The sequence below is a fragment of the Streptomyces sp. NPDC030820 genome (genome assembly GCF_055572075.1).
On record NZ_JBVIEB010000002.1, the window covers coordinates 811602 to 832626 of the forward strand.

Here is a 21025-nt window from a genome sequence, read left to right on the forward strand (position 1 = left end):
CCATTCGAGATCATTTATGCCCGGACGCCGGCGGCCGGTCCGGTGGCGGCCGGAGACTGGCCGGACACCGGTCCTTCGACCCGGTCCCGGTCCACGGCGACCAGCCGAGGGGGGTAGAGCACGCGCAGCAGGGGACCGGCCATCACGGTGGTCAGCACCGCCATGAGCACCATCAGCGAGTACAGCCGCTGATCCAGCAGTCCGAGTTGCAACCCGGTGGTGAGAATGATCAGTTCGGTGAGCCCTCTGGTGTTGGCCAGGGTCGCCAGCACCGCGGAGCGCCGCCAGTCGAGTCCGGCCCACCGCGCGCCGGCCGTCGCGCCGAGGAACTTGCCGCCCACCGCGACCAGCATGATCGCGCCCAGTTCGGCGAGCCCGGACACCCCGAGCCGGGACAGGTCCACCTGCGCGCCGGCGACCACGAAGTAGACCGGCAGCAACAGGTGTTCGGTCACCAGCCCCAACCGGCGGCCGGCCGGCTCACGCAGCCCGCCCGGGCCCGACGGCATGATCAGGCCGAACACGAACGCGCCGAAGATGAAGTGCAGGCCCAGCCACTCGGTCGTGGCGCCGAGGCCCAGCAGTCCGGCCAGCGCCATCATGAACGGCTCCGGCGTCCGCGCGCGCCGCGCCCGCCACCGCGCCCACCGGGCCAGCAGCGGTCGTGCCACCCCGAACACCAGTCCCAGCAACGGAATCACCAGCAGCAGCCGCCACTGGGTCCGGCCGGAGTTCACCATGATCGTCACGGCCAGCATCGACCAGGCGAGCAGGTCTCCGATCGCGGCACTGGCCAGCGAGATCCCGGCCACCGGGGTGCCCAGCAGACCGCGGTCGCGGACGATGCGGGCCAGCACCGGAAACGCGGTCACCGACATCGCGGTCCCCAGGAACAGGGCGAAGCCCAGCGACCGCCCGCCGGAGGGCTCGATCACGGTCGCGGCCAGCAGGCACCCGAGACCGAAGGGCAGGGCGAGGGAGCCGAACGTGGTGGCGAGCACAACACCGGTGTGCCGGCGCGGCGGATGCCGGCCGAGGTCCTGGCCGATCAGGAACAGGAACAGCGCGATCCCGAGGTTGCCCAGCGCACCGAGGACCAGATGGATGTCGGCCGGGAACAAGGTGCGTTCCACAGCGCAGGGCAGCAGGGTCGGGCCGAGCAGGATGCCGGCCAGGATCTCCCCGATCACCGAGGGCTGGCCGAACCGGGCCAGCAGCGAGCCGAGCGCCTTGGCCACGACCAGCACCACGGCCAGCGCCAGCAGCAGCGTCACGCTCTGCGCCGAGGTCACTCCGCCTCGACGGCCGGCTCGACCAGCCGCCGGATGCGAAGCTTCGGCTCCAGTTCGAGATACAGCCCGCCGACGGCCTTCTCCGGCGATGCGGGCATCGAGTTCATCGCCTCGTTGTGGCCGGCCAGGATGCCGCCCTGGGTGTCGATGTCGCCCTGGGCGCGGATGCGTTCGGCCACCTTGTCCAGCGCGCCGGAGCCGTCCCGGGTGTCGTCCAGGTCCTCGACCCCGGTCACGATGTGCAGGAACGACTCGTACAGGTTGAGCATGTGCCGTTCCCGCCGGGTCAGCTTGTCCGCCTCGAAGAACTGCGACTGGCGGTTGTAGCTCTTGTAGAAGAAGGACACCACCACCAGCAGCCGCTCGTACGCCTGCCGGTAGGCCTTGGCGAAGAAGGAGCCGGCCTCCTCCTCGGACAGGTCGCCGTCCACGACGGCGGAGATGGCCGCGGCGGCCAGCAGCGCGCTGAACGTGGCCAGGTGCACGCCCGTGGACAGCAGCGGGTCCAGGAAGCAGGCCGCGTCGCCGATCATCAGATAGCCCGGGCCGGTGAACTGTTCCGAGCTGTACGAGTAGTCCTGCTCGACCTTCAGTTCGGGCAGCCGCTCCGCCCCGTCGACCATCTCGGCGACCCGCGGGCACTGGGCGAGCGCGTCGAAGTAGACGGCCTCGATGCTGCCGAGCCGATCCCGTTCCTCGGTGAAGGCGGTCCGCTTGGCCACCAGGCCGATCGAGTGGGTGCCGTCGTGCAGCGGGATCGCCCAGAACCAGCCGTAGGGCACCGAGCAGACCGCGATCGCGCCCTCGGGTCCCCGGTCCAGCGGCTTCACCCCGCGCCAGTAGGACCACACCGCGATGTTCTTGAAAGCCTCCTGATAATGGCGGTTCTTCAGGTACTTGGTGGCCATCAGGCCCGCCCGGCCGGAGGCGTCCACCAGGAAGTCGAAGCGGATCTCACCGGTGACGGACCGGTCGCCGGTGGCGGCCCAGTGCGCCCTGACCGGCCGGCCCTCGCTGAATTCGAGCTCGGTGACCCTGACGCCCTGCCGTACGTCCACGCCGAGTTCGGCCGCGTTGTTCAGCAGGATGTGGTCGAATTCCGAGCGGACCACCTGATAGCTGTACCGGCCGGATCCCGTGAGATGGTCGAAGTTGAGATCCCAGTTCTCCGGGCCCCACTCGAAGTAGGCACCGTCCTTCCGTACGAAGCCGTGCTTGTCGATCTTCTCCCGGACGCCCAGCAGGTCCAGCACCGGAAGCACCGAAGGCAAGATCGACTCGCCGATGTGGTACCGCGGAAATGTCGCACTCTCCAACAGCGTCACCTGGATGCCCTGCCGCGCGAGCAGTCCGGCGGCCGTGCTGCCCGCCGGCCCGCCGCCGATCACGAGTACCTGGGTACGTTCCCCCATCACCGAATCCTCGTCTCGCATAGACGCTTAATATTCGGACGTCGGAGACGCTAGATATCGGTGGTGGACACCCGCAACAACCGGAAGCGGGCGGCCGCATGTGGCCACCCTTCGCATGGCTCGACCACGGCGAGCCGCCTTGGCTGTGCGGGGATATCGTGCTCTGCGCGACCGGTACGGCAGCGGCCGGCATACCGTCGCACTGGCCGAATGCGGCCAGCCCCTTCCGGCAATTGCGAGGCACAACTCGGCCTCTTTAGCGTTTGCCCAGCGATGACCCGGCGCCGGCAGAGCGTATCCGGAAAGGATTAGCAGTGACCACACACGAGAACGCGGAGAAACCGGCTCTGGTGACCACGACTTCGGGTGTCGTCGCGGGCCGGGAACACGAGGGCGTCATATCGTTCAAGGGAATCCCGTACGCGGCGGAGCCTTACGGCGACAACCGGTTCAAACCTCCGCAGCCGCCGCAGCCCTGGGACGAGGTGCGGGAGGCATTCGAGTACGGCCCCGCCGCACCGCAGCCCACCACGTACTCGCTCGTGGACGCCACCCCGCTCTACCCGTGGGGAACCGACTGCCTGAGCCTCAATGTGTACACCCCCGCACCGGGGGAGTCCCGGCTGCCGGTCATGGTCTGGGTGCACGCCGGCGGTTACATCTCCGGCAGTGCCTCCACGCCCCGTGCGGACGGGTCGGTCTTCGCGCGCGAGGGCGTCGTCGTGGTCGCGATGAACTACCGCCTCGGCGTCGACGGATTCCTCTCCGTGCCGGGCGGCACCACCAATGCGGGCATGCACGACGTCGTCGCCGCGCTGCGGTGGGTGCGCGACAACATCGCGGCTTTCGGCGGCGACCCGGACGCCGTCACCGTCTTCGGCAACTCCTCCGGCAGCGCCATCATCTCGGCGATCGCCAGGACCGCGGCCGGCGAAGGGCTGCTGCACCGGGCCATCCTGCAGAGCCCGTGCCCGACCCTGGTCGTGGAAGAGGAGGAGGGACGCGCGGTCGCCCGGCGCGTCCTCGCCGACCTGGGCGCCGAGACCGGCTTGGGGGAGATCCCGCTCAAGGAACTGCTGGGCCGTCGCCAGCGCGCCCTGGACGTCCGCTTCCGCGACGCCCGCCGCTGGCACCCCTACACCTACTGGTTCAGCCCCTACATGCCGGTCGTGGACGGCACCCTGTTCCCCGACTCGGCACTGAGCGAACGCATTCCGTCCTCCGTCGACCTCCTCATCGGCACCAACCGCGACGAGGCGCGCTACTTCCTGACACGCAACGGGCAGTTCGGCTCCGCCACCGAGCAGGACCTCCTGGACGCCCAGAACGCCTATGACGTGCCCGATGCCTGCCGCGCGGCCGCCGCATCCCTCTACGGACACCTGCCGCTCGGAGAGCAGCTCGCCGAAACGGTGACCAACTGGATCTGGCGCGGCCCCTGCATCGAACTCACCCGTCTGCACGCCATGGCCGGTGGCAACACCTTCGCCTACGAATTCACCTGGCAGCAGTCTCCCGCCTTCGACGGCCGCTACGGCGCGGCCCATTTTCTGGAAGTCCCCTTCCTCTTCGACCAGCTCACCGATCCGGCCTTCGCACCCCAGGTCGGCCCCGACGCCCCCGCCGACCTCGGCCGCTCCCTGCGCAGCAGCTGGGTCCGGTTCGCCAGGACGGGCGATCCCGGCTGGCCCCGCTACGACGAGAACCGCCCGGTCATGATTTTCGACACGACCTGTCGAGTCGAGCCCGACCCCCGCGAACACCACCGTGCCGCCTGGGACGCCCGATCCGCCGTCCCCACCCTCGGGTGACACATGCCGATGCCGCATTCCGACGTACCGTCTGGACGTATTCCCATGCGTAGCCTGATCATCGACAACTACGACTCGTACACGTTCAATCTCTTCCAGTTGATCGCCGGGGTGAACGGGTGTGAGCCGGTCGTTCTGAAGAACGACGATCCAGTGCTGGCAACGCTGGACCTGGCGGAATTCGACAACATGGTGATTTCGCCCGGCCCCGGCAGTCCGCGGAACGCGCGCGATCTGGGGTATGCCGGGGAGGTCCTGGCCAGGGCGGAATTGCCGGTGCTCGGAGTCTGCCTCGGTCATCAGGCGATCGCCCACGCCACCGGGGCGACGGTCGACCGTGCCCCACAACCGCGACACGGCCATCTGACCAGGGTCCGGCACAAGGGCGGCGAACTGTTCAGCGGTATCCCGCAGGATTTCACCGCCGTTCGCTATCACTCGTTGTGCATCGAGGAGCCGCTGCCCGAGGCGATCGAGGCCACGGCCTGGGCGGAGGACGGTGTCGTGATGGCGATCCGGCACCGCACCCGCCCCCTGTGGGGAGTGCAGTTCCATCCCGAGTCCATCGCCTCGGAATACGGCCGCGAACTGATGGCCAACTTCAAGGCCCTCACGGCCGCCCGCGCCGGGAGGACCGGCGGCAGGGCTCCCGGCCGAGCGCAGGCCCGACCGGCGTCCGCCGTCGAGCGTCGCCCGGCAGGCCCGGGCCGCGCCGCCTACCAGCTTCTCGAACTCGCGGTTCCGGGCGCGGTGGACACCGAGGCGGCGTACACCGCGCTGTTCGGGCAGTCGGAGTACGCCTTCTGGCTCGACAGCAGCCGCATCGAGCCAGGACTGTCCCGGTTCTCCTTCCTCGGCGACGCCTCGGGACCGCTCAGCGAGGTGCTGACCTACCGACGTGCCGACCGGGCCGTGCTGGTGCGGAACGCGACGGGTGTGCACGCGGAGAACGGCACCGTCTTCGACGTCCTGGACCGGCGGCTCGCCGAACGCCGACTGAGCGACCCGGGCCTGCCGTTCGACTTCACGAGCGGCTATGTCGGGTACTTCGGCTACGAGTTGAAGGGCGACCTCGGCTCCGACAACCGGCACGGCGCCGAAACCCCCGACGCCGCATGGATGTTCGCCGACCGCCTGATCGCCGTCGACCACGAGCGTGAGTTCACCTATGTGGTCGCCCTGCACCGCGGCGATACGGAGAGCAGGAAGTCCGCGCAGAAGTGGATCGACGGCACCGCCGCCAACCTGGTCGAGTTGCTCGGCCGGCCCGACGGCACCCGGACGGCCGACGGGGCGAGTGCCGCCGGGACGGCCGACGACAGCGTCGATCCGCGCCCGTGGCTGGCCCGGGACACCGAGGGCTATGTGCGGGACATCGAGGAGTGCAGGCGGCAACTCGTCGCCGGTGAGAGCTACGAGATATGCCTGACGAACAAGGTCAGGGTCCCCTTCCACGGCGACGACCTGGCGTACTACCGCCGGCTGCGCGCCTCCAACCCGGCGCCGTACGCCGCCCTGCTGCGGCTCGGCGAGGTCACGGTCTTCAGCTCGTCGCCCGAGCGGTTCCTCAAGATCGACGCCGACCGCGTGGTGGAGACGAAACCCATCAAGGGCACGGCACCCCGCAGCACCGATCCGGTCCGCGACGCCGCACTCGCCGCGGAACTCGCGAGCAGCGCCAAGACCCGGGCCGAGAACCTCATGATCGTCGATCTGCTCCGCAACGACCTGGGCCGGGTCTGCGAGATCGGAAGCGTCGGCGTCCCGAGCTTCATGGCGGTGGAGTCCTACGCCACCGTGCACCAACTGGTGTCCACCGTCAGGGGAGTCCTGCGCCCGGAGACCAGCGCCGTGGAGTGTGTACGCCACTGCTTCCCGGGTGGCTCGATGACCGGCGCGCCGAAGTTGCGCACCATGGAGATCATCGACGGGCTGGAGACGGAGGCCCGCGGCATCTACTCGGGTGCGCTCGGATACCTCGGGCTGACCGGCACGGCCGATCTCAACATCGTGATCCGCACCGCCGTCCGGTACCGCGACGAGCTGAGCATCGGTGCCGGCGGCGCCATCGTCCTCGACTCCAGCCCCGCCGAAGAACTCGACGAGATGCTGCTCAAAGCCAGTGCCTCGGTGCGGGCCCTGCCGTCGCACACCGTGGGACGGCGGCTGTGACTGGCGCCGGCACCGCAGACCGGCGCTGGCGCTGGTCCGAGTCCAGCGGCACCTTCTCCGCCGTACCGCTGGGCGGACACGTGGACGTCATCGACTCGTGGCTGGTCGCCGACGGCAGGGTCGTGGCGCTCGAGACGCACATCGACCGTTTCACCACCGCGTGCGCGGCATCGTTCGGCCTGCCGCGGGAACGCACATCCAGGTTTCTGCGCGCCGCGCTCCAGCGCATTCCGGACCGCGGCCGCTGGTTCCCCCGGATGGAGCTCGGCGTCCTGGACGGTTCACCGACATTTCATCTGTGGCTGCGGACGGCGCCGGCTCGTGGCGCGAGCGTCCGGGTCTGGGTGCACGACGGCGCCGACCAGCGGCGGCATCCGTACGTGAAGGGCCCCGACCTGGACTGGCTGGCCGATCTGCGGTCGGAGGCCCGGCGCCGGGGCGCCGACGAGGCGATCATTCTCTCCGAGGACGGCAGGCTGGTCGAGGGGACGACGACCAGCCTGCTCTGGTGGCGGGGCGACACCCTGTACGCGCCGGATGCGGAACGCCTGGATCTGCTGCCAAGCGTCACGCGGACAACGCTCCTGCGGATCGCGGCCGCCTCCGGGATCCGTGTCGCCTACGCGTGCCCCCGCCCCCAGGACCTGTCCGGCCTGGAAACCTGGGCGGTCAACGCGCTGCACGGCGTTCGGCCGGTGCGCGCATGGGTCGGACGTACGACCGTGGCGGGACCGGCGCCGCGCGCACGGACCTGGCAGACACGCCTGGACGCGCTGGCCCGTGACCAGCGTCAGGAGGCCGCGTCGCAGTGAGCGCGGCAGGAGGCCGCACTCGTGAGCGCGGCCGCCGGCAACTGGATGGCCTAGCCAACTGTTCGACAGTCCCGAACTATCGAACTGTGTGGTAGGGTCATGGACATGCGACCGCTTCCCGAGCCTGCACCCGAGACACTGACCCTCGCGTCGGTGCTCTATGCGCTCGGCGATCCGGTGCGCTTGGAGTTGGTGCGGCGGGCCGCCGCAAATCCCGGTCTGACCTGCGCAGTCGATGGTTTGGATGTGCCGAAGTCGACGCTGACCAGTCACTGGCGCATCCTTCGCGAGGCCGGGGTCGTGCGCATGGCCGTCGACGGCAGATGCCGGCGGATCTGGTTGCGCACCGACGACCTGCGCGACCGTTTTCCGGAGCTGCTCGATGCGATCCTGCGACTCACCGCCGCGGAGTCATCGCTGCCCGGCGCGCTGTCCTAGAAGGCTGCGCTTGTTCCACATCCATAGGGTCTGACGGGGGTTTTGCCAGTGGATTTCGTCGGATTACCGGCCACGTACAAGCGCGACCACCAACCGGATTGGCCAGTGGAATCGGAGGTGCGCCGCACGCGCCTCGCGCTGGCCCGGGCGGCACCTCTGGTGCCGGCCTCCGACATCCGCCGCTTACGCGCCCGGCTGGCGGAACCAGCATTTCTCCTGCAAGCCGGCGACTGCGCCGAGACCTTCCGTGACAACACGCGGCGGTCGGTGGCGAAACGGGTGTCCCTGTTACAGACCATGTCCGATGCGATCGAGGCGAAGTCCGGCCGCCCGGTCGTGACCGTCGGGCGGATCGCCGGACAGTACGCAAAACCACGCTCGGCGCCCATGGAGCGCCGTGCAGGACTCACACTTCCCTCCTACTTCGGTGACGCGGTCAACGACGCCGCCTTCTCGCCGGGCAAACGAACTCCCGACCCATGGAACCTGGTTCGTGCCTACGAACAGTCCGGCAAAACCCTCTCCTACCTGGAGAGAGCGGGCGTGTTCAGCTCGCACGAAGCGCTGCTGCTCGACTACGAGCGGCCGCAGACCCGCCGCAGCGCGGACGACGGCAGGACGTACGATCATTCGGCACATCTGCTCTGGATCGGCGAACGCACGCGATGGCTGACCGGCCCCCACATCGCCTTCGCCGCCCAGATAGCCAATCCGCTCGCGGTGAAGATCGGGCCGAGCGCCACACCGGCGGACCTGATGGACCTGCACGCCGTGCTCAATCCCGACAACATCCCGGGCCGGCTGGCCTTCATCTTCCGGATGGGACGTCGACGGGCCTACGACCTCGTCTACGCCATGCTGAGCCGTATCGTCGCGGAGGGCTGGGCCGACCGGGTCCTGTGCGACCCGATGCACGGCAACACGGTCGTCAGCCCAGCAGGAGTCAAGACGCGCCAGGTTTCCGCGATCGAGGAGGAAATACGCGCGTTCTTCAGCGCCTGCAACGACACGGGCGTCACCCCGGGTGGAATCCATCTGGAGGTGTCCGGTGACGATGTCAGCGAATGCGTCGCCACACGGATCGACGACACATACCTTGCCGCGAATTATCGCAGCGTCTGCGATCCCCGACTGAACCCGGAACAGTCTGTTCATCTTGCGCGGGTGACGGGTGAATTGCTGGCGCACGGCCGGGAGTTCAGCTCACGGCTGGCCGTGGCAACAACAAGTCGCTAGTGCGCGAACATCATTCTCGCTCGTCGCGAGGATCCATCGAGATCGGTAGTGGTAAAAGGGGTCTTCTGTGTCCACAGAAGTTCGATCGAACCGGTCGGTAGTGCTCGCCATGGCCTGCGTAGGGCAGTTCATGGTACTACTCGACAGCACCATCGTCGGTGTGGCGCTCCCAGACATGCAGCAGCGCTTGCACACCGAACTGTCCGGCCTGCAGTGGATTGTCGACGCATATGTGTTGCTGGTCGCCATGCTCCTGCTGTCCGGTGGCGTCTTCGCCGACCGCTTCGGCCGTAAGCGCGTATACCTGTCCGGCGCGGTGGTCTTCACCCTCGCGTCCGTGGTGTGCGCCGTCGCGCCGTCGCTCGACTGGCTGATCACCGGACGGGTGTTGCAGGGCATCGGGGCCGCGGCGATGAGCCCGGGCTCCCTCGCCCTGCTCGCAGCCGCCTATCCCGTTCCCCAGGAACGCGTCAAGGCGATCGGGCTGTGGGCCGGTGTCAGCGGAATCGGCCTGGCGGCGGGACCGCTGGCCGGCGGCGTCCTGGTGGACGCCTTCGACTGGCGCTCCATCTTCCTGGTCAACGTGCCCATCGGGGTGGCCTTGGTGCTGGCCGCGCTGCCCACCCTGAGCGAGTCCCGCAACCCCGGCGCACCGGCCATCGACATCCCGGGAACGATCCTGTCCATCCTGGGCGTCGGGGCGCTGACCTACGGGCTGATCGAAGGCGGTTCCAAGGGCTGGACCTCGCCGACCATCCTGGGCAGCTTCGCCGTCGCCGCCGTGGTTCTCGCGCTGTTCGTCGCCGTGGAAGGACGTACCCCGGCGCCGATGATGCCGCTGCGACTGTTCCGGAACCGGTTGTTCACGGTGTCCAACACGGCCATGGTCATGGTCGGTTTCGCGCTCATGGGGTCGGTCTTCTTCTTCTCGCAGTTCTTCGTCGCGGTGCAGCACAGTTCGGTGCTGAGCGCCGGCCTGGAGACCCTGCCCATCTCGCTCGGCATGGCGATGGTCAGCCCGTACGCGGGCCGGCTGGCCGCGAAGTACGGCTTCCGGATCGTGGTCACCAGCGGCCTGTCGCTGGCCGGGCTGGGACTGCTGACCCTCGGGTTCGTCCATGCGGACACCAGCTACTGGAACGTGTGGTGGCGCCTGGCGATCACCGGCGGCGGTTTCGCTCTGGCCATGTCGCCGCTGACCGGCGCCGCCATCCAGGCGGTCAACCCGCAGGAGGGCGGCCTCGCCTCCGGGATCAGCAGCACGGCCCGGCAGATCGGTGCGGTGCTCGGCGTGGCGGTGCTCGGTGCCATCGTTCTCACCCGGGAGTCCAACGGCGCGTCCTTCGAGGCCGGCCTCAACAGCGCCTTCATCACCGCCGGTGCCGCCTCCTGGCTCACCGCCCTCTTCACCGGCCTGTGGCTGGTGAAGGCCAAGCCCGCGGAGAATCTCGTACCCGAGAAGCAGCCGCAGCCACAAACGACCGATTGACCTCTGGTCATGACACCGTCCTGACACTCTAGGCTCGGCATTTGCCGGACGGGCGGCGGACCTTTCCCATCCGAGGCCGCCGCCCGAAGACGGGATGCCCGAGGGCCACATGGGCCCGCAACCAAGGGAGTGCCATGCCCCTTTCCCACCGAGGGGCCGGCGCCCGTGCCGGTGTGGCACGGGGGCTCCGCGACGGCAACCCGCTCCGTGACGGCATTCCTCGGCCCACCCGAGCTGACGCGTGCGAGGTCCTCGCGCTCGAACTTCGCACGGCATCCGCATCCGCTCCCGCCTCCGCGGCACATGCGCGAAGCGGTCCACGACATCAGCGCCGATCGATTTCACGTCACCGCCGGTCCGGCCGGCAGGAGCCACCGGTCGGCCGTCGGCTCCCTGAATTTCACCAAGAAGGGTGTCACACGTCTGATGGGCAAGGTCATGGCGAAGCCACACAACGCGAACCGTTCACTCGCCGCAGTACGTGCCCCGGAATTCGGGCCGAGCGTGCAGGCAACGCGTACGGACAACGTTCCTGGGCGGTGTCGGGCATGAAGAAACATTCCGCCGTCGGCGGCATATCGGATACCGGCGGGCAGGTCCGGTTCCAGCACGTCGCGACCGGGGTGGACGACGAACTGGTCGTCCGCGTCTACGAATACACCCTGGCTCACGAGCCGGCGACATTATCCCGGGTGGCGACCGCCCTGCGGGTGCCGGTCGCCGAGGTCAAGCGAGCCGTCGGTCTGCTGCGTGATCTGCGGCTGCTTCGGTACTCCGAGACGTTCGACAGCTTCAGGGCCATAGGCCCGGACGCCGCGCAGAACGAACTGGTCATTCCGCTGCAGCAGGCGGTCAACGAAAAGCGGCGGGAACTCGCAAGCATTCATGAGCGATTGCATACCATTTCGGGTATTTTCAGCACCCTGCGTCGATCACATCAGCCGAACGACAAGGTCGTCTCCCTGCTCGACCCGCAGCAGGCGTTTGTCCACCTGACCGACTCGCTGCACCATTGCACCTCGGGAGTCCTGGCGATGCAGCTGTTCGACCGCGGACCGCGCCAGAGCTTTCCGCCGTGCGAGCTGCCGCCGACGACCAGCGGGGTACCGCTCCGGCTGATCTGCCCGCACTCGGCCCGGGCCAGGACGACCACCAGGGCCCGGCTGCGTCAGATGATCGACTCGGGTGCCCGGGTCCGCACCACCAACCACGTCTTCGGCAACCTCGTCCTGGTTGGCAACGATGTCGCGTTCGTGGAACACCAGGCGTCGGACGACGACATTCCCAGCATCATCGCCGTCTACGAGCCGGTGATCATCTCTCTGCTGCATCGCCTGTACGAGTTCGCCTGGCAGGCCGGCATGGGCTTCGACACCGATGCCGTTTCCTACGGGGAGACGCTGACCGATCTCAACGCCGGCATTCTCAACCTCCTGGCACAGGGCCTGAAGGACGAGGTCGTCGCCCGCCGCATCGGCGTCGGCTCGAGGACCTTCCGCCGCCATATCTCCAACATCATGGACAAGCTGGGCGTCACCAGCCGGTTCCAAGCTGGCGTCGTCGCGGCCAGGGCCGGCCTCATCGACGGCAAAGCGACCCTGGGCCCGACACCGACGCCCCCACGCCCGCCCCAGCCCGCGGAGGACCGCCGCAGGCCGGAATTCGCGGATCAGGGAGCGGATGCGTGAGGACCGGGCAGACGCGACCGTTGACTGCGGGTCGTGGCGAACCGCTGCGCGGTGATCAGGGAGGCGGTCTCCCTCGCGATGTCACGAAGCCGGCCGGAGATCTCGGACTCGGCCTCGGCGTCGATGGGGCCGACGCGGGTTCGTCGAGCACGACCACCGGGGCCCTCCTCATGAAGGCCCGGCTCAGAGCCACCTTCTGCCGTTGACCGCCCCACAGTTGCCGGCCCACCTCGAAATACCGGCCGAGCCTGGTGTCGTACCGGTCCGTGGGCTGTCAGTGCCTCCCGTGACAATCTCCCCACCACGTTGACCGCGCCGATCGGAGGCCCCTGTTGTCCACGCTCCATGAGTTCACGACCTGGGAGCCGCTGCTGCACGTCCTGCGGTCCGCTCACGCCGCGATGCCAGGCGCTCAGGGCGGTCACCTCGCCGGACGGATCGGCACCGACGCGTACAGCGTGCCGATGCCAGGGGGGACGATGTTCACCATGCACGGGCATCCGTCTGACGAGGCGGACAGACGGCCCGAGTTCGACGCCGTGCAGCGGGTGCGAGGCGCCCTCGCGGGGGCCGACGCCGACGGTGTCTCCTTCGTCGTCCGGATGCCCCCGAACGGCCCGACCGTGCTGGACCTGCTCGACTTCGGGCCCGCCGTGGAGGCCGAGGTCAGCGGGCCGCTCCCGGGCGCGCTCGTGCTGGTCGAAGGCGCCCTGCTCGAGCCCTGGCGCCGGCTGCCCGACCCGGTGCCCGGCGTGAAGCTCTCGCCGGCGGCGGATCCGGCGGCACTGGAGAACTGTCTGCGCGAAAACCTCCCCGACGCCGTCGGCGCCACGGAGGCGGAGCTGACGCAGGCGGAGGCACGCCTGGGTGTCGCGCTGCCCGACGAGCTCAAGGCGCTGTACCGGGTGACCCGGGCCCGGTGGGAGGACTGGAACGACGACTACGAGTCGGCCATGCGGGTCGCCGAGACAGTCGGCTGCCAACTCTTGCCCCTCGACGAGCTGTACATCGCCGACGCCGCCTCACGCCGTTCCCTGTGGCGGTTCGCGGCCATGGAAGCCGAGGCGGTCGACACCCGGTCCGACACTGCGGTGCAGGGGCTGGTCGGTTCACCCGGCTGGATCGTCTTCGGCCACTGGGACGGCGACCGGCTCGCGGTCGACCTGACCCCGGGACCGGGCGGGCACACCGGGCAGGTCATCATCCTCAGCCGCGAGGAGAGCATCGGCGCGGGCCTGATCGCCGACTCCCTCACCCAGCTGGTGCTCCCCGGACAGCGGAGGCGCAGCCCCCGCCGGCGCGCGGGCGACGAGCCGCCGGCCGTGGCGTACGTCAACAGCCGCGGTGTGCGAAGCATCGAGGCCGCCGCGCACCCCGCACTGGAAGTCCTGAGCATCGGCGTCTGGGACGGCGAACCGCTCAGCCTGCAGCCCGTCATGGACCTGCCGCGCCTGCGGACCCTGAGGGCCGAACCGGGTACGCTCGCCGACCCGTTGGAGATCTCCCGCCTCATCGGCCTGGAATTCCTGGAGCTCTGCCCGCAGGACTGGCGCGTGCTGCTGGACGCCGACGCGGTCCCGCACAGCCTGCTGGCCGCCGGCATCGCGGTGCACAACCACATCGACCCCCTGCCGGTCGTGGACCTCGCCAACGAGATCCTCGCCCGCCGGCACCGCCCCTTGATCACCCGCACCACCCTGGAGGGCAGCCTCGGCCCCCTGCCGTAGCCCAGTCCGGCCGGGTGAATAGAGGAGGCATGAGCCATGCACGGGCCACACCGGCCAGTGGCCCGTGCGCGGCGATCCGTGGATCGACCGCTTCGCGTCTCACTCGCCAGTCACTCGCGATCAGTGCCAGATAACGGCGAAGGGTGGGATTCAGTTGGACTGAGTCCCACCCTTCGGGTGTGGCACGAGTACTGGTCAGAGGGCTGATCCGTCTAGAAACTGCTGCGTGCCCCCGGCAGGATTCGAACGTGCGTACACGGCCCGGAGAGACGGGCCTGGCCCTCGCCTCTGAGATCTGCCCTTGGCGCTTGACCGCCGGTGCGGTGGGCCCATCGCGTGGCAGGCCTCGTCGTTGCCGGCCTTGCGGGAGCCAGTACTGCCGATGCTGTTGCAACTAACGGAGCTGTAGGCCAGAGAAGGGAAGCCCACCCTAGGCATCCGGAGACCGCAGTGTCTAGTGCTGCTTGACTTGACTCTTCTAGCGGAACTAGACTTATACTCGTGAAGCATAGGGACCTGATCAAGAAGATCAGAGAAGCGGCCAAGGGGAAGGATCTTCCCTTCGAGAAGCAGCGCCAGCGGGGCAGTCACGAGTACTGGACCTGCGGTTCCACTCCCGTGGTCATTCCCAATCACAGCGAGGTCAACGAGATCACGGCAGAATCAATCTGCAAGCGGCTGGAAGAAGAGCTCGGGAAGGGGTGGTGGCGGTGAGTACCTACCGCGTTACTGCGCGACGCGTCGGCGAATGGTGGGCTCTAGAGGTGCCTGACCTTCCAGGTGTCTTCAGTCAGGCCAAGCGCTTGGAGCAAGCTGACGAGGCTGCTCGTGAGGCGATCGCAGTGATGCTTGATGTGGAGCCCGAGAAAGTCACGGTCGAGATCGAGCCGACGCTTCCCTCGGACGTGCGAGACGCCTTGGCGGCGGTGCATCAGGCGCAGGAAGAGGCGCGCAAGGCGGTGGAGCGGGAGCGGGAGGCGATGCAGCGTGCTGCGGCTGTCCTCACTAAGCAACTGAGTCAGCGGGACGCAGGGCGCGTCCTGGGAGTCTCGTTTCAGCGCGTCCACCAGCTTTTGAAGGCCCACAACCCTGTAGGTCGCCCTCGGGCCGCGCAACGTGCCACCCCTGCTCAGAGCAAGACGAAAGCGGATGACCGCAGGAAGTCGGCCGACCGAAAAAAGACGGCAGTATAACCAGAAACCACACGAAGCCCCCGCGGCGGACGTTCCCGAGCGGGGGCCTCGCCATGTCAGCGTGCGGGCTCGCCGGCAGGCGTCCGAATCGTGACAGGTTGCTGTACTTCGCTGCTGTACCGCCTGAAGCAGTGCCGGGCCGGTGTCCGGCCGATACGATGCGCAGGCTGGGCAGAGTCCACGCGATGGGGGAGGGCAATGAGGATCAAGGACCCGGAGTACCCGGCAGCGGTCGAAGCGGCTGTGGAGATCCTGCGGAAGCGGGCCCGGCAGGGACAGACCATTACGTACGGGGAGCTGAGCGCCGAGTTGGCGGCACAGGGCTTCGACTCCATCCCGCCTCACCGCGGAGTCATGACCTATCTGCTCAAGGACGTTTGCCTTCACCGCAACGAAGACGGACGAGCACCGATGCTCTCGGCGATCGTGGTGAACAAGGCCAGCCAGGAGCCATCCGACCAGTTCTCCGACCTTGCCCGAAGCCTGCCCTTCTCTCGGCCGGCCAACTGGAGTTGGCAGGACGAGCAGCAGCAGGTGCTCGCTCAGCATCGCGAGGATGGCATCGGCCCTCGACACCCGCTTTAGGAGTTCCTTCCAGCGGCCCAAGGGCCGGGTGTGCGGCTCGCTGGCGTCCTGCGCAGTGTCCTGCACCGATTTCCCTGGCACGGCAGAGTGCACCGGCGTTGCCGTCAAAGACCACAGTCAGACCAGCGGCCTCGATGCCTTCTTACCTTGGGCCTTATCGGGGCTCTTGGTACTGCATTTTTCCTGCTCAGGAGTGGTGAATTCGCGCACTTGGTGGTCGCCGTTGGTCGTCCTTGGCCACTGTCGAAGGGTCCTTGAACGGCGCCAGATGCGCGGACCGGCTTTGGCGTGCTCAACTGACGGGCCGACGTCTTCGAGGCGGCCGGTCAGACCTCAGCTCATGCCAGTCAGCCACGCCAGCGAGGACGTCGACCGACCACGCAAGGTGATGCCTCGCTGCTCCGCCAGCCTCAGCCACGATGCTAAGCGCCGTCGACCAGAGCACCCCGTGACGGCCGGAACATGGTGACGGTGCCTGAGCCCTCAGCTTGGGAAGCTGTGAGCACTCTGGGGTGGTTGGGCCGTTGGCCTGCCCGGTTTTAGACTCGCGGTGTCATCGAGCAGGCCCGCCGACATGAGGGCTGCGGGGAGCGCGATTTCCTGCACGCCGCACTCGCCTCTCTGAGACCCTTGATCGGGACCACTGGGGAGGGGAAGTCGCGTGATTATCTTGGACACCAACATCCTTTGGGGCATGTCGCTGCGGGGTAGCAGCGCCGAGTTGCTGCGCGCGATCAGGGCGTCCAACGTGGAGCGTGTAGCCGTACCGTGGCTTGTGATGGAGGAGCTTGCTGCGAAGCAGGCGCTGGCTTATCAGGAGAAGTACGAGGCGGCCGATAAAGCCCTGCGAGACCTTAAGCGGGCCACGCCATGGGGTGGAGTACAGGGGCCCGGGAAGCGTGACCTTGATCGAGTGCGCGCGCACTGGCAGAAAGAGTATGGCCACCTCGTGGACGTCATTCCGATGAAGGAGGGCGCCTACCGCGAGGGTGCCTATCGCGAGGCTAATCAGATTGCCCCCTGCAGAACTGTCCGCAGCAATGGCAAGGGTTACAAGATCGGCGCACGCGACGCAGCAATCTGGCTGACCGCCGTCAATTACGCCGAGGACCACGACGACGAGATGGTCTACTTCGTTAGCGGAAACACGACCGACTTCGGAGACGGAACGACGTTGCCGGACGCGATGTTCGGCGACATTGTCAACATCGCGGGACGGTTCGAGATTCTGACGTCTTTGGACGAGGTGATCTCAAGGTTCACGAAGCCAGCCGAGGCCGATGCCGAAAAGGTGGAGGAAGCCCTTCGTACGCCCAGCAGCTTGGAGGCAGTTACGGAGTACGCGGCGTCCACGACGGCGTTCACGCACCCTTTCATGTGCAACACGGCTCCTCACCGTGGTGTCGGCGTGCAATCCCACTCCTTCGCGGACCGTTGGCTTGGGCCTCCGTCAGTCGCACTCGGTTCCGTGCGGGACGTCAGCGCCCACAGCATCGGCAGTCACGTGTGGTGCACGGCTACGGTTCGGTGGCTGCTCCACGGCTTCGGGGCGCTCTACCGCTCACCCGACTGCGCCGTAATCGGCGCGGCGTGGGAAACGCGTGTGCTCCTCTCCCCTACGAATGCTGAGCCTAAGCTCACGTTCCTTCGTCATTGGGGGCCGAGGCTTCTGTGCCCTGACGACGTTGCTCGCCTTCCCTCTCTCTGGGCGGAGGCATCGGACTCGGAAGCCGGCGAGCCTGGGCTGGCAGAAACGGAACGTCTGCTGCATCTACTGGCCGACGATGAAGGCGCCCGCAGTTTCCGGGAGTTGCAGCTCAAGCACTGGATGTGGGATTGGCATCCCACCTGGCGAGGTCAGGGTGACCATAAGCCCTCCGCGGAGTGAAGCTGCTCTGCCGCTCGTGCGGCAGGGCTTGTATGGCAACGCGTTTCAGATAGTTCGGCGGACGTGGATGCAGGGCAGGGCGAGGAACGCCGCTAGCGCGCACAGCCACTCGGGCACGCCCGGCCAAGCGTGGTGTGTGCCGTGGCGGCCTACATCGCCAAGTACGCCACCAAGGGCGCCGAGACAGCGACGGGCACCCTCGACCGGCCCATTCGGTTCCTCGCCGAGCTGGCCCACGCCCGAATCACCGAACACGCCCGGCGCATGATCCGTACCGCCTGGTCCCTCGGCGCGCGTCCCGAGCTGGCGGACCTCCGGCTCCGTGCTTGGGCGCACATGCTTGGCTTCCGCGGCCTTTTCTCCACCAAGTCCCGCCGCTACTCGACCACCCTCGGCGCCCTCCGCGACGCGCGCCGCCTGGCGTCGGGCGCAAGCGGCGCCACCCGTGCCGCAGGACGGCGAGACAACGCTCGTCCTCGCCCATTGGGTCTTCGCCGGAACTGGCCTGTCCCGCGCCGAAGCCTGGCTTGCCGCATCCCTTGAACCCGCCCTCGCAACGGAAGGAGAACCGACATGGACGCCCGCCGCGACGAACTGATGACTGTTCGACAAGTCTTGGACGAGCTGGGCGGTGTTTCTCGGCGGACGTTCTATCGCTGGCGCGAGCTGGGGCAAGGGCCGGCCGCGTTCAAGCTCCCCAACGGTGAGCTCCGTATTTGGCGCAGTGATTTCGCCTCGTGGCTCCGGCAGTTGGAGGGGGCTGCATGAAGTCTCTCGACGTCAAGGTCTGGAGCGTACGCAAGGGGGACACCAAGACCCCGTCGTATGGTGTCCGCTGGTCCGTCGCGGGCAACGTCTTCTCGGACTCATTTCGCACCAAGGCGCTCGCCGATCACTACCGGGCGAAGCTCATGAGTGCCATGCGTGGCGGCGAAGAGTTCGACACGGAGACTTGTCTGCCGACCTCGATGGAGCAGAAGAAGTCCCCACTGAGCTGGTACGACTTCGCGCTCAAGTATCTCGCCATGAAGTGGCCACACGCTGCACCGAATATGGGATTGGCGGGGGAGCGGCGAGTGGGAGCCGAGTTGAACCGCTTAGGGCGCCACGGCTGGCGCGTCCTGCACTCCATCCCCTTGGCCAACAAAGTGCATATCGATCACTTACTGATCGGGCCTGGTGGGGTGTTCAGCATCAATACGAAGCACCACCACAAGAGGGCCGTATGGATCGGGGATGACTCCGTGAAAGTCGATTACGGGAAACCGGCTCCATACGCACGCAAGAGCCGGGCGGAGGCCAAGCGAGTCGTCCGAGTGCTTGAGCGCTATTGCGACTTCCCCGTACCTGTGGAGCCAGTGCTCGTCTTCGTCGGTGTCGCCGAGCTGAAAGTGGTCGCTACGCAGCTCAGTGTCCGGGTCTACCAGGAGCGCCAAGTAGCGGCACTCGCTCCGCTTTCAGGCGTGCTCACGGCCGACCAGGTGGAGCAGGTGTACAGCGTTGCTCGCCATCGTCAGGCTTGGGACCAGGACTGAGTTGGTCGCCTCGGCAGAGTGCCGGCAGTCCTCATGGGCGCCCGTTGCTAGCCCCGTGGCGTGATGATTCGTGCGGGGCGGGGCGCCTGGCCGTGGTGCGGGCTTCGCCATTTCCTGGATCTCACCTGCAGCGACGCTCCAAGATCCCGTCCACGCCTCGGGTACAGGCCTCGCCACACGGCCACTTCCGGCGGCGTACGTCTGCGGGTATGAGCCGCCGTCTCGGCGCGGGGCCCGGCAGTGGTATGCCGGGCGCCCGCGCCGCGGGGACAGGATGGGGTCAGCCCGCCTTGGCGAGGGCCGGGACGAAGCGGGCCGCGTCGATCGTTCCGACACCGGTCGCCATGTCGTAGCCCTTCACCGCGGTGTAGCCGGTGACTCCCGCGTAGCTGTTGTTCGTGCCGTCCTTCACGTCCACGATCCCGGTGGAGGGGTTCGACGAGGACTTCGCGTAGAGCGAGTACAGCGCCTTGTGGATGTCTCCCAGTCGGTGCCCGGCAACCTGGTCGGCCAGGGCCACGATTCCTGCGAAGAGCGGGCTGGCCTCGCTGGTGCCGACGTAGACCTCCCAGCCGACCCGCTTGGGGTCGTAGCTGGAGTACACCCATCCGCCGCCCTTCAGCGCGGCGGACATGGAGACGTCCGGGGTGCTGCGGTGATTGCCGGCTACCCCGTTCTGATACGAGGGACGGGCGAAGACGTGGGACTGGCCGCCGCCGCTGGCGCCGTGGTCGTTGTAGACGCTGTCCGGCGCGGTGCGGTTGCCGTTGGCGTCCAGGTGCAGCTGGGTGCCGCCGACCGAGACCACCAGGGGGTCGTCGGTCGGCCAGGCGTTGACCCGGTACGGATAGGTTGTCTGGCCGTTCGAGGTGGTGTCGGTGGGTCCGCTGTCGCCGGAGGCGTCGGTGACGGTCACACGGTGCTTGGCCGCGTCCTTGTAGGCGTACCGCAGGTTCTGGATGCTGGAGAAGTCGCCCTTGCTGAAGGCGGGGAAGTTGTTCTCCGCCACGCCCCAGCTCTGGCTGATCACGTCGCCCACGCCGCGGTCGATGAGCGATTTCTCTGCGTCCATGACCTCTTTCAGGCCGGTGGTGCCGTCCCCGATCCGGCCGACCCCGGTCTCCGCCAGGACGATGTGCGCGTCCGGGGCGACGGCATGCGCCATCTCCACGTCGAGGGTGGTCTCCCCGGCCCAGCCGAGCTGGTCGGCGTCGCTGGGGTTGAAGCGCGGGACGTTGCCCCACTTGACCACGTCGACATGGGTGCTCTTCATGCCGAACCGGGCGCTGTAGACGTCCAGGTCCTTCTGGATGGTCGGCGAGCCGAACGGATCCACGATCACGATCGTGCGCCCCTTGCCGGTCACTCCTGCCTTGTACAGCGGGTTCAGGTTGTACGCCTGCCGGTACTGGAGCGCGTTGTAGCAGTCGAACCCCCACTTCGCCCGGCACTGCGCAGTGGTCATCAGGCTGCCGGGCGCGCTCTTCGACTGCTGTCCGGCCGCCGGCACGGGCTTGACTTCTTGCGCCGGTCGCACGGGTGCAGCGACGGCGACGGAACCAGACAGAAGCCCTGCTATCGCTGCGAAACTGGTGAGGCTGGTGACCCCGGCTGCGGCGACCGCAGTGCGCCGCCGCGCATGAATCCTGCGCATTGATGCTCCTCGTGGTGGACTAGACCATGCTCGGCCGTGGTCTGCGATCCCACCTTGAGGCCGTCCGTGAGGCAAGGGATTGCCCCTGTGTGG

General features: G+C 67.8%; 18 protein-coding genes and 1 pseudogene. 15 read left to right on the forward strand and 4 right to left on the reverse strand.

Annotation, left to right across the window (positions count from 1 at the left end):
• Positions 1-14: 14 nt before the first annotated feature.
• Positions 15-1292: a cation:proton antiporter domain-containing protein gene (locus tag ACZ418_RS08385; protein WP_468358773.1), complete on the reverse strand. Its 1278-nt coding sequence runs from the start codon at positions 1290-1292 to the stop codon at positions 15-17.
• Positions 1289-2704, reverse strand: coding sequence for an NAD(P)/FAD-dependent oxidoreductase (locus tag ACZ418_RS08390; RefSeq protein ID WP_468358776.1), 1416 nt, complete (start codon positions 2702-2704; stop codon positions 1289-1291). Before ACZ418_RS08390 ends, ACZ418_RS08385 begins: the two co-directional genes overlap by 4 nt.
• A gap of 314 nt (positions 2705-3018) precedes the next feature.
• Between ACZ418_RS08390 and ACZ418_RS08395 the strand changes: the two genes are divergently transcribed.
• The 7 genes from ACZ418_RS08395 (at position 3019) to ACZ418_RS08425 (ending at position 12350) form a co-directional block, all read left to right on the forward strand.
• Positions 3019-4515, forward strand: a complete 1497-nt coding sequence (locus ACZ418_RS08395; protein WP_468358779.1) for a carboxylesterase/lipase family protein — start codon at positions 3019-3021, stop codon at positions 4513-4515.
• Between the two features lie 45 nt (positions 4516-4560).
• A complete protein-coding gene (pabB, locus tag ACZ418_RS08400) occupies positions 4561-6687 on the forward strand; it encodes an aminodeoxychorismate synthase component I (protein WP_468358782.1) in 2127 nt (708 codons plus the stop codon).
• Positions 6684-7499, forward strand: a complete 816-nt coding sequence (locus tag ACZ418_RS08405) for an aminotransferase class IV (protein WP_468358785.1) — start codon at positions 6684-6686, stop codon at positions 7497-7499. Before pabB ends, ACZ418_RS08405 begins: the two co-directional genes overlap by 4 nt.
• 105 nt (positions 7500-7604) lie before the next feature.
• The gene (locus ACZ418_RS08410; protein WP_468358788.1) at positions 7605-7937 is read left to right on the forward strand and encodes an ArsR/SmtB family transcription factor; all 333 of its coding nucleotides are present in this window, start codon (positions 7605-7607) and stop codon (positions 7935-7937) included.
• A 48-nt stretch (positions 7938-7985) separates the two neighbouring features.
• Positions 7986-9173, forward strand: coding sequence for a 3-deoxy-7-phosphoheptulonate synthase (locus ACZ418_RS08415; protein ID WP_468358791.1), 1188 nt, complete (start codon positions 7986-7988; stop codon positions 9171-9173).
• A 109-nt stretch (positions 9174-9282) separates the two neighbouring features.
• Positions 9283-10662 (forward strand): DHA2 family efflux MFS transporter permease subunit, encoded by a 1380-nt coding sequence (locus ACZ418_RS08420; protein WP_468358961.1) that lies wholly within the window; start codon positions 9283-9285, stop codon positions 10660-10662.
• A gap of 548 nt (positions 10663-11210) precedes the next feature.
• Complete coding sequence (locus ACZ418_RS08425) at positions 11211-12350, forward strand: helix-turn-helix transcriptional regulator (protein WP_468358794.1); 1140 nt, start codon at positions 11211-11213, stop codon at positions 12348-12350.
• 55 nt (positions 12351-12405) lie between these two features.
• Here the strand turns inward: ACZ418_RS08425 and ACZ418_RS08430 are convergent, their stop codons facing one another.
• On the reverse strand, positions 12406-12579 hold the full coding sequence (locus ACZ418_RS08430) for an ATP-binding cassette domain-containing protein (protein WP_468358797.1): 174 nt from the start codon (positions 12577-12579) through the stop codon (positions 12406-12408).
• Positions 12580-12682: 103 nt separating this feature from the next.
• On the opposite strand from ACZ418_RS08430, the gene ACZ418_RS08435 reads away from it, so the two are divergent.
• From ACZ418_RS08435 to ACZ418_RS08470, 8 genes and pseudogenes are all read left to right on the forward strand, one after another.
• On the forward strand, positions 12683-14077 hold the full coding sequence (locus ACZ418_RS08435) for an SMI1/KNR4 family protein (RefSeq protein WP_468358800.1): 1395 nt from the start codon (positions 12683-12685) through the stop codon (positions 14075-14077).
• 501 nt (positions 14078-14578) lie between these two features.
• Complete coding sequence (locus ACZ418_RS08440) at positions 14579-14791, forward strand: type II toxin-antitoxin system HicA family toxin (RefSeq protein WP_468358803.1); 213 nt, start codon at positions 14579-14581, stop codon at positions 14789-14791.
• On the forward strand, positions 14788-15270 hold the full coding sequence (locus tag ACZ418_RS08445) for a type II toxin-antitoxin system HicB family antitoxin (protein ID WP_468358807.1): 483 nt from the start codon (positions 14788-14790) through the stop codon (positions 15268-15270). The genes ACZ418_RS08440 and ACZ418_RS08445 overlap by 4 nt, the downstream gene beginning before the upstream one ends.
• A gap of 198 nt (positions 15271-15468) precedes the next feature.
• Complete coding sequence (locus ACZ418_RS08450) at positions 15469-15855, forward strand: hypothetical protein (RefSeq protein ID WP_468358810.1); 387 nt, start codon at positions 15469-15471, stop codon at positions 15853-15855.
• A 670-nt stretch (positions 15856-16525) separates the two neighbouring features.
• Positions 16526-17743: a PIN domain-containing protein gene (locus ACZ418_RS08455; protein WP_468358813.1), complete on the forward strand. Its 1218-nt coding sequence runs from the start codon at positions 16526-16528 to the stop codon at positions 17741-17743.
• Positions 17744-17881: 138 nt separating this feature from the next.
• Positions 17882-18341: pseudogene (locus ACZ418_RS08460) on the forward strand (replication initiator); the annotation flags it as partial.
• Positions 18317-18511, forward strand: a complete 195-nt coding sequence (locus ACZ418_RS08465) for a helix-turn-helix transcriptional regulator (protein ID WP_468358816.1) — start codon at positions 18317-18319, stop codon at positions 18509-18511. The pseudogene ACZ418_RS08460 and the gene ACZ418_RS08465, both read left to right, overlap by 25 nt.
• Entirely contained in the window at positions 18508-19278 is a 771-nt protein-coding gene (locus ACZ418_RS08470) for a nuclease-related domain-containing protein (RefSeq protein ID WP_468358819.1), read from the forward strand. Before ACZ418_RS08465 ends, ACZ418_RS08470 begins: the two co-directional genes overlap by 4 nt.
• A 280-nt stretch (positions 19279-19558) precedes the next feature.
• On the opposite strand, the gene ACZ418_RS08475 is transcribed toward ACZ418_RS08470, so the two are convergent.
• Positions 19559-20788 carry a S53 family peptidase gene (locus ACZ418_RS08475; protein WP_468358822.1) on the reverse strand — a complete coding sequence of 410 codons (1230 nt, stop codon included), beginning with the start codon at positions 20786-20788 and terminating at the stop codon, positions 19559-19561.
• Between the last annotated feature and the right edge of the window lie 237 nt (positions 20789-21025).

Coding starts and splice junctions, on each gene's coding strand:
- ACZ418_RS08390 (WP_468358776.1), bottom strand. CDS start 2,704: ATGGGGGAACGTACCCAGGTACTCGTGATCGGCGGCGGGCCGGCGGGC.
- pabB (WP_468358782.1), top strand. CDS start 4,561: ATGCGTAGCCTGATCATCGACAACTACGACTCGTACACGTTCAATCTC.
- ACZ418_RS08410 (WP_468358788.1), top strand. CDS start 7,605: ATGCGACCGCTTCCCGAGCCTGCACCCGAGACACTGACCCTCGCGTCG.
- ACZ418_RS08420 (WP_468358961.1), top strand. CDS start 9,283: ATGGCCTGCGTAGGGCAGTTCATGGTACTACTCGACAGCACCATCGTC.
- ACZ418_RS08425 (WP_468358794.1), top strand. CDS start 11,211: ATGAAGAAACATTCCGCCGTCGGCGGCATATCGGATACCGGCGGGCAG.
- ACZ418_RS08450 (WP_468358810.1), top strand. CDS start 15,469: ATGAGGATCAAGGACCCGGAGTACCCGGCAGCGGTCGAAGCGGCTGTG.
- ACZ418_RS08465 (WP_468358816.1), top strand. CDS start 18,317: ATGGACGCCCGCCGCGACGAACTGATGACTGTTCGACAAGTCTTGGAC.
- ACZ418_RS08470 (WP_468358819.1), top strand. CDS start 18,508: ATGAAGTCTCTCGACGTCAAGGTCTGGAGCGTACGCAAGGGGGACACC.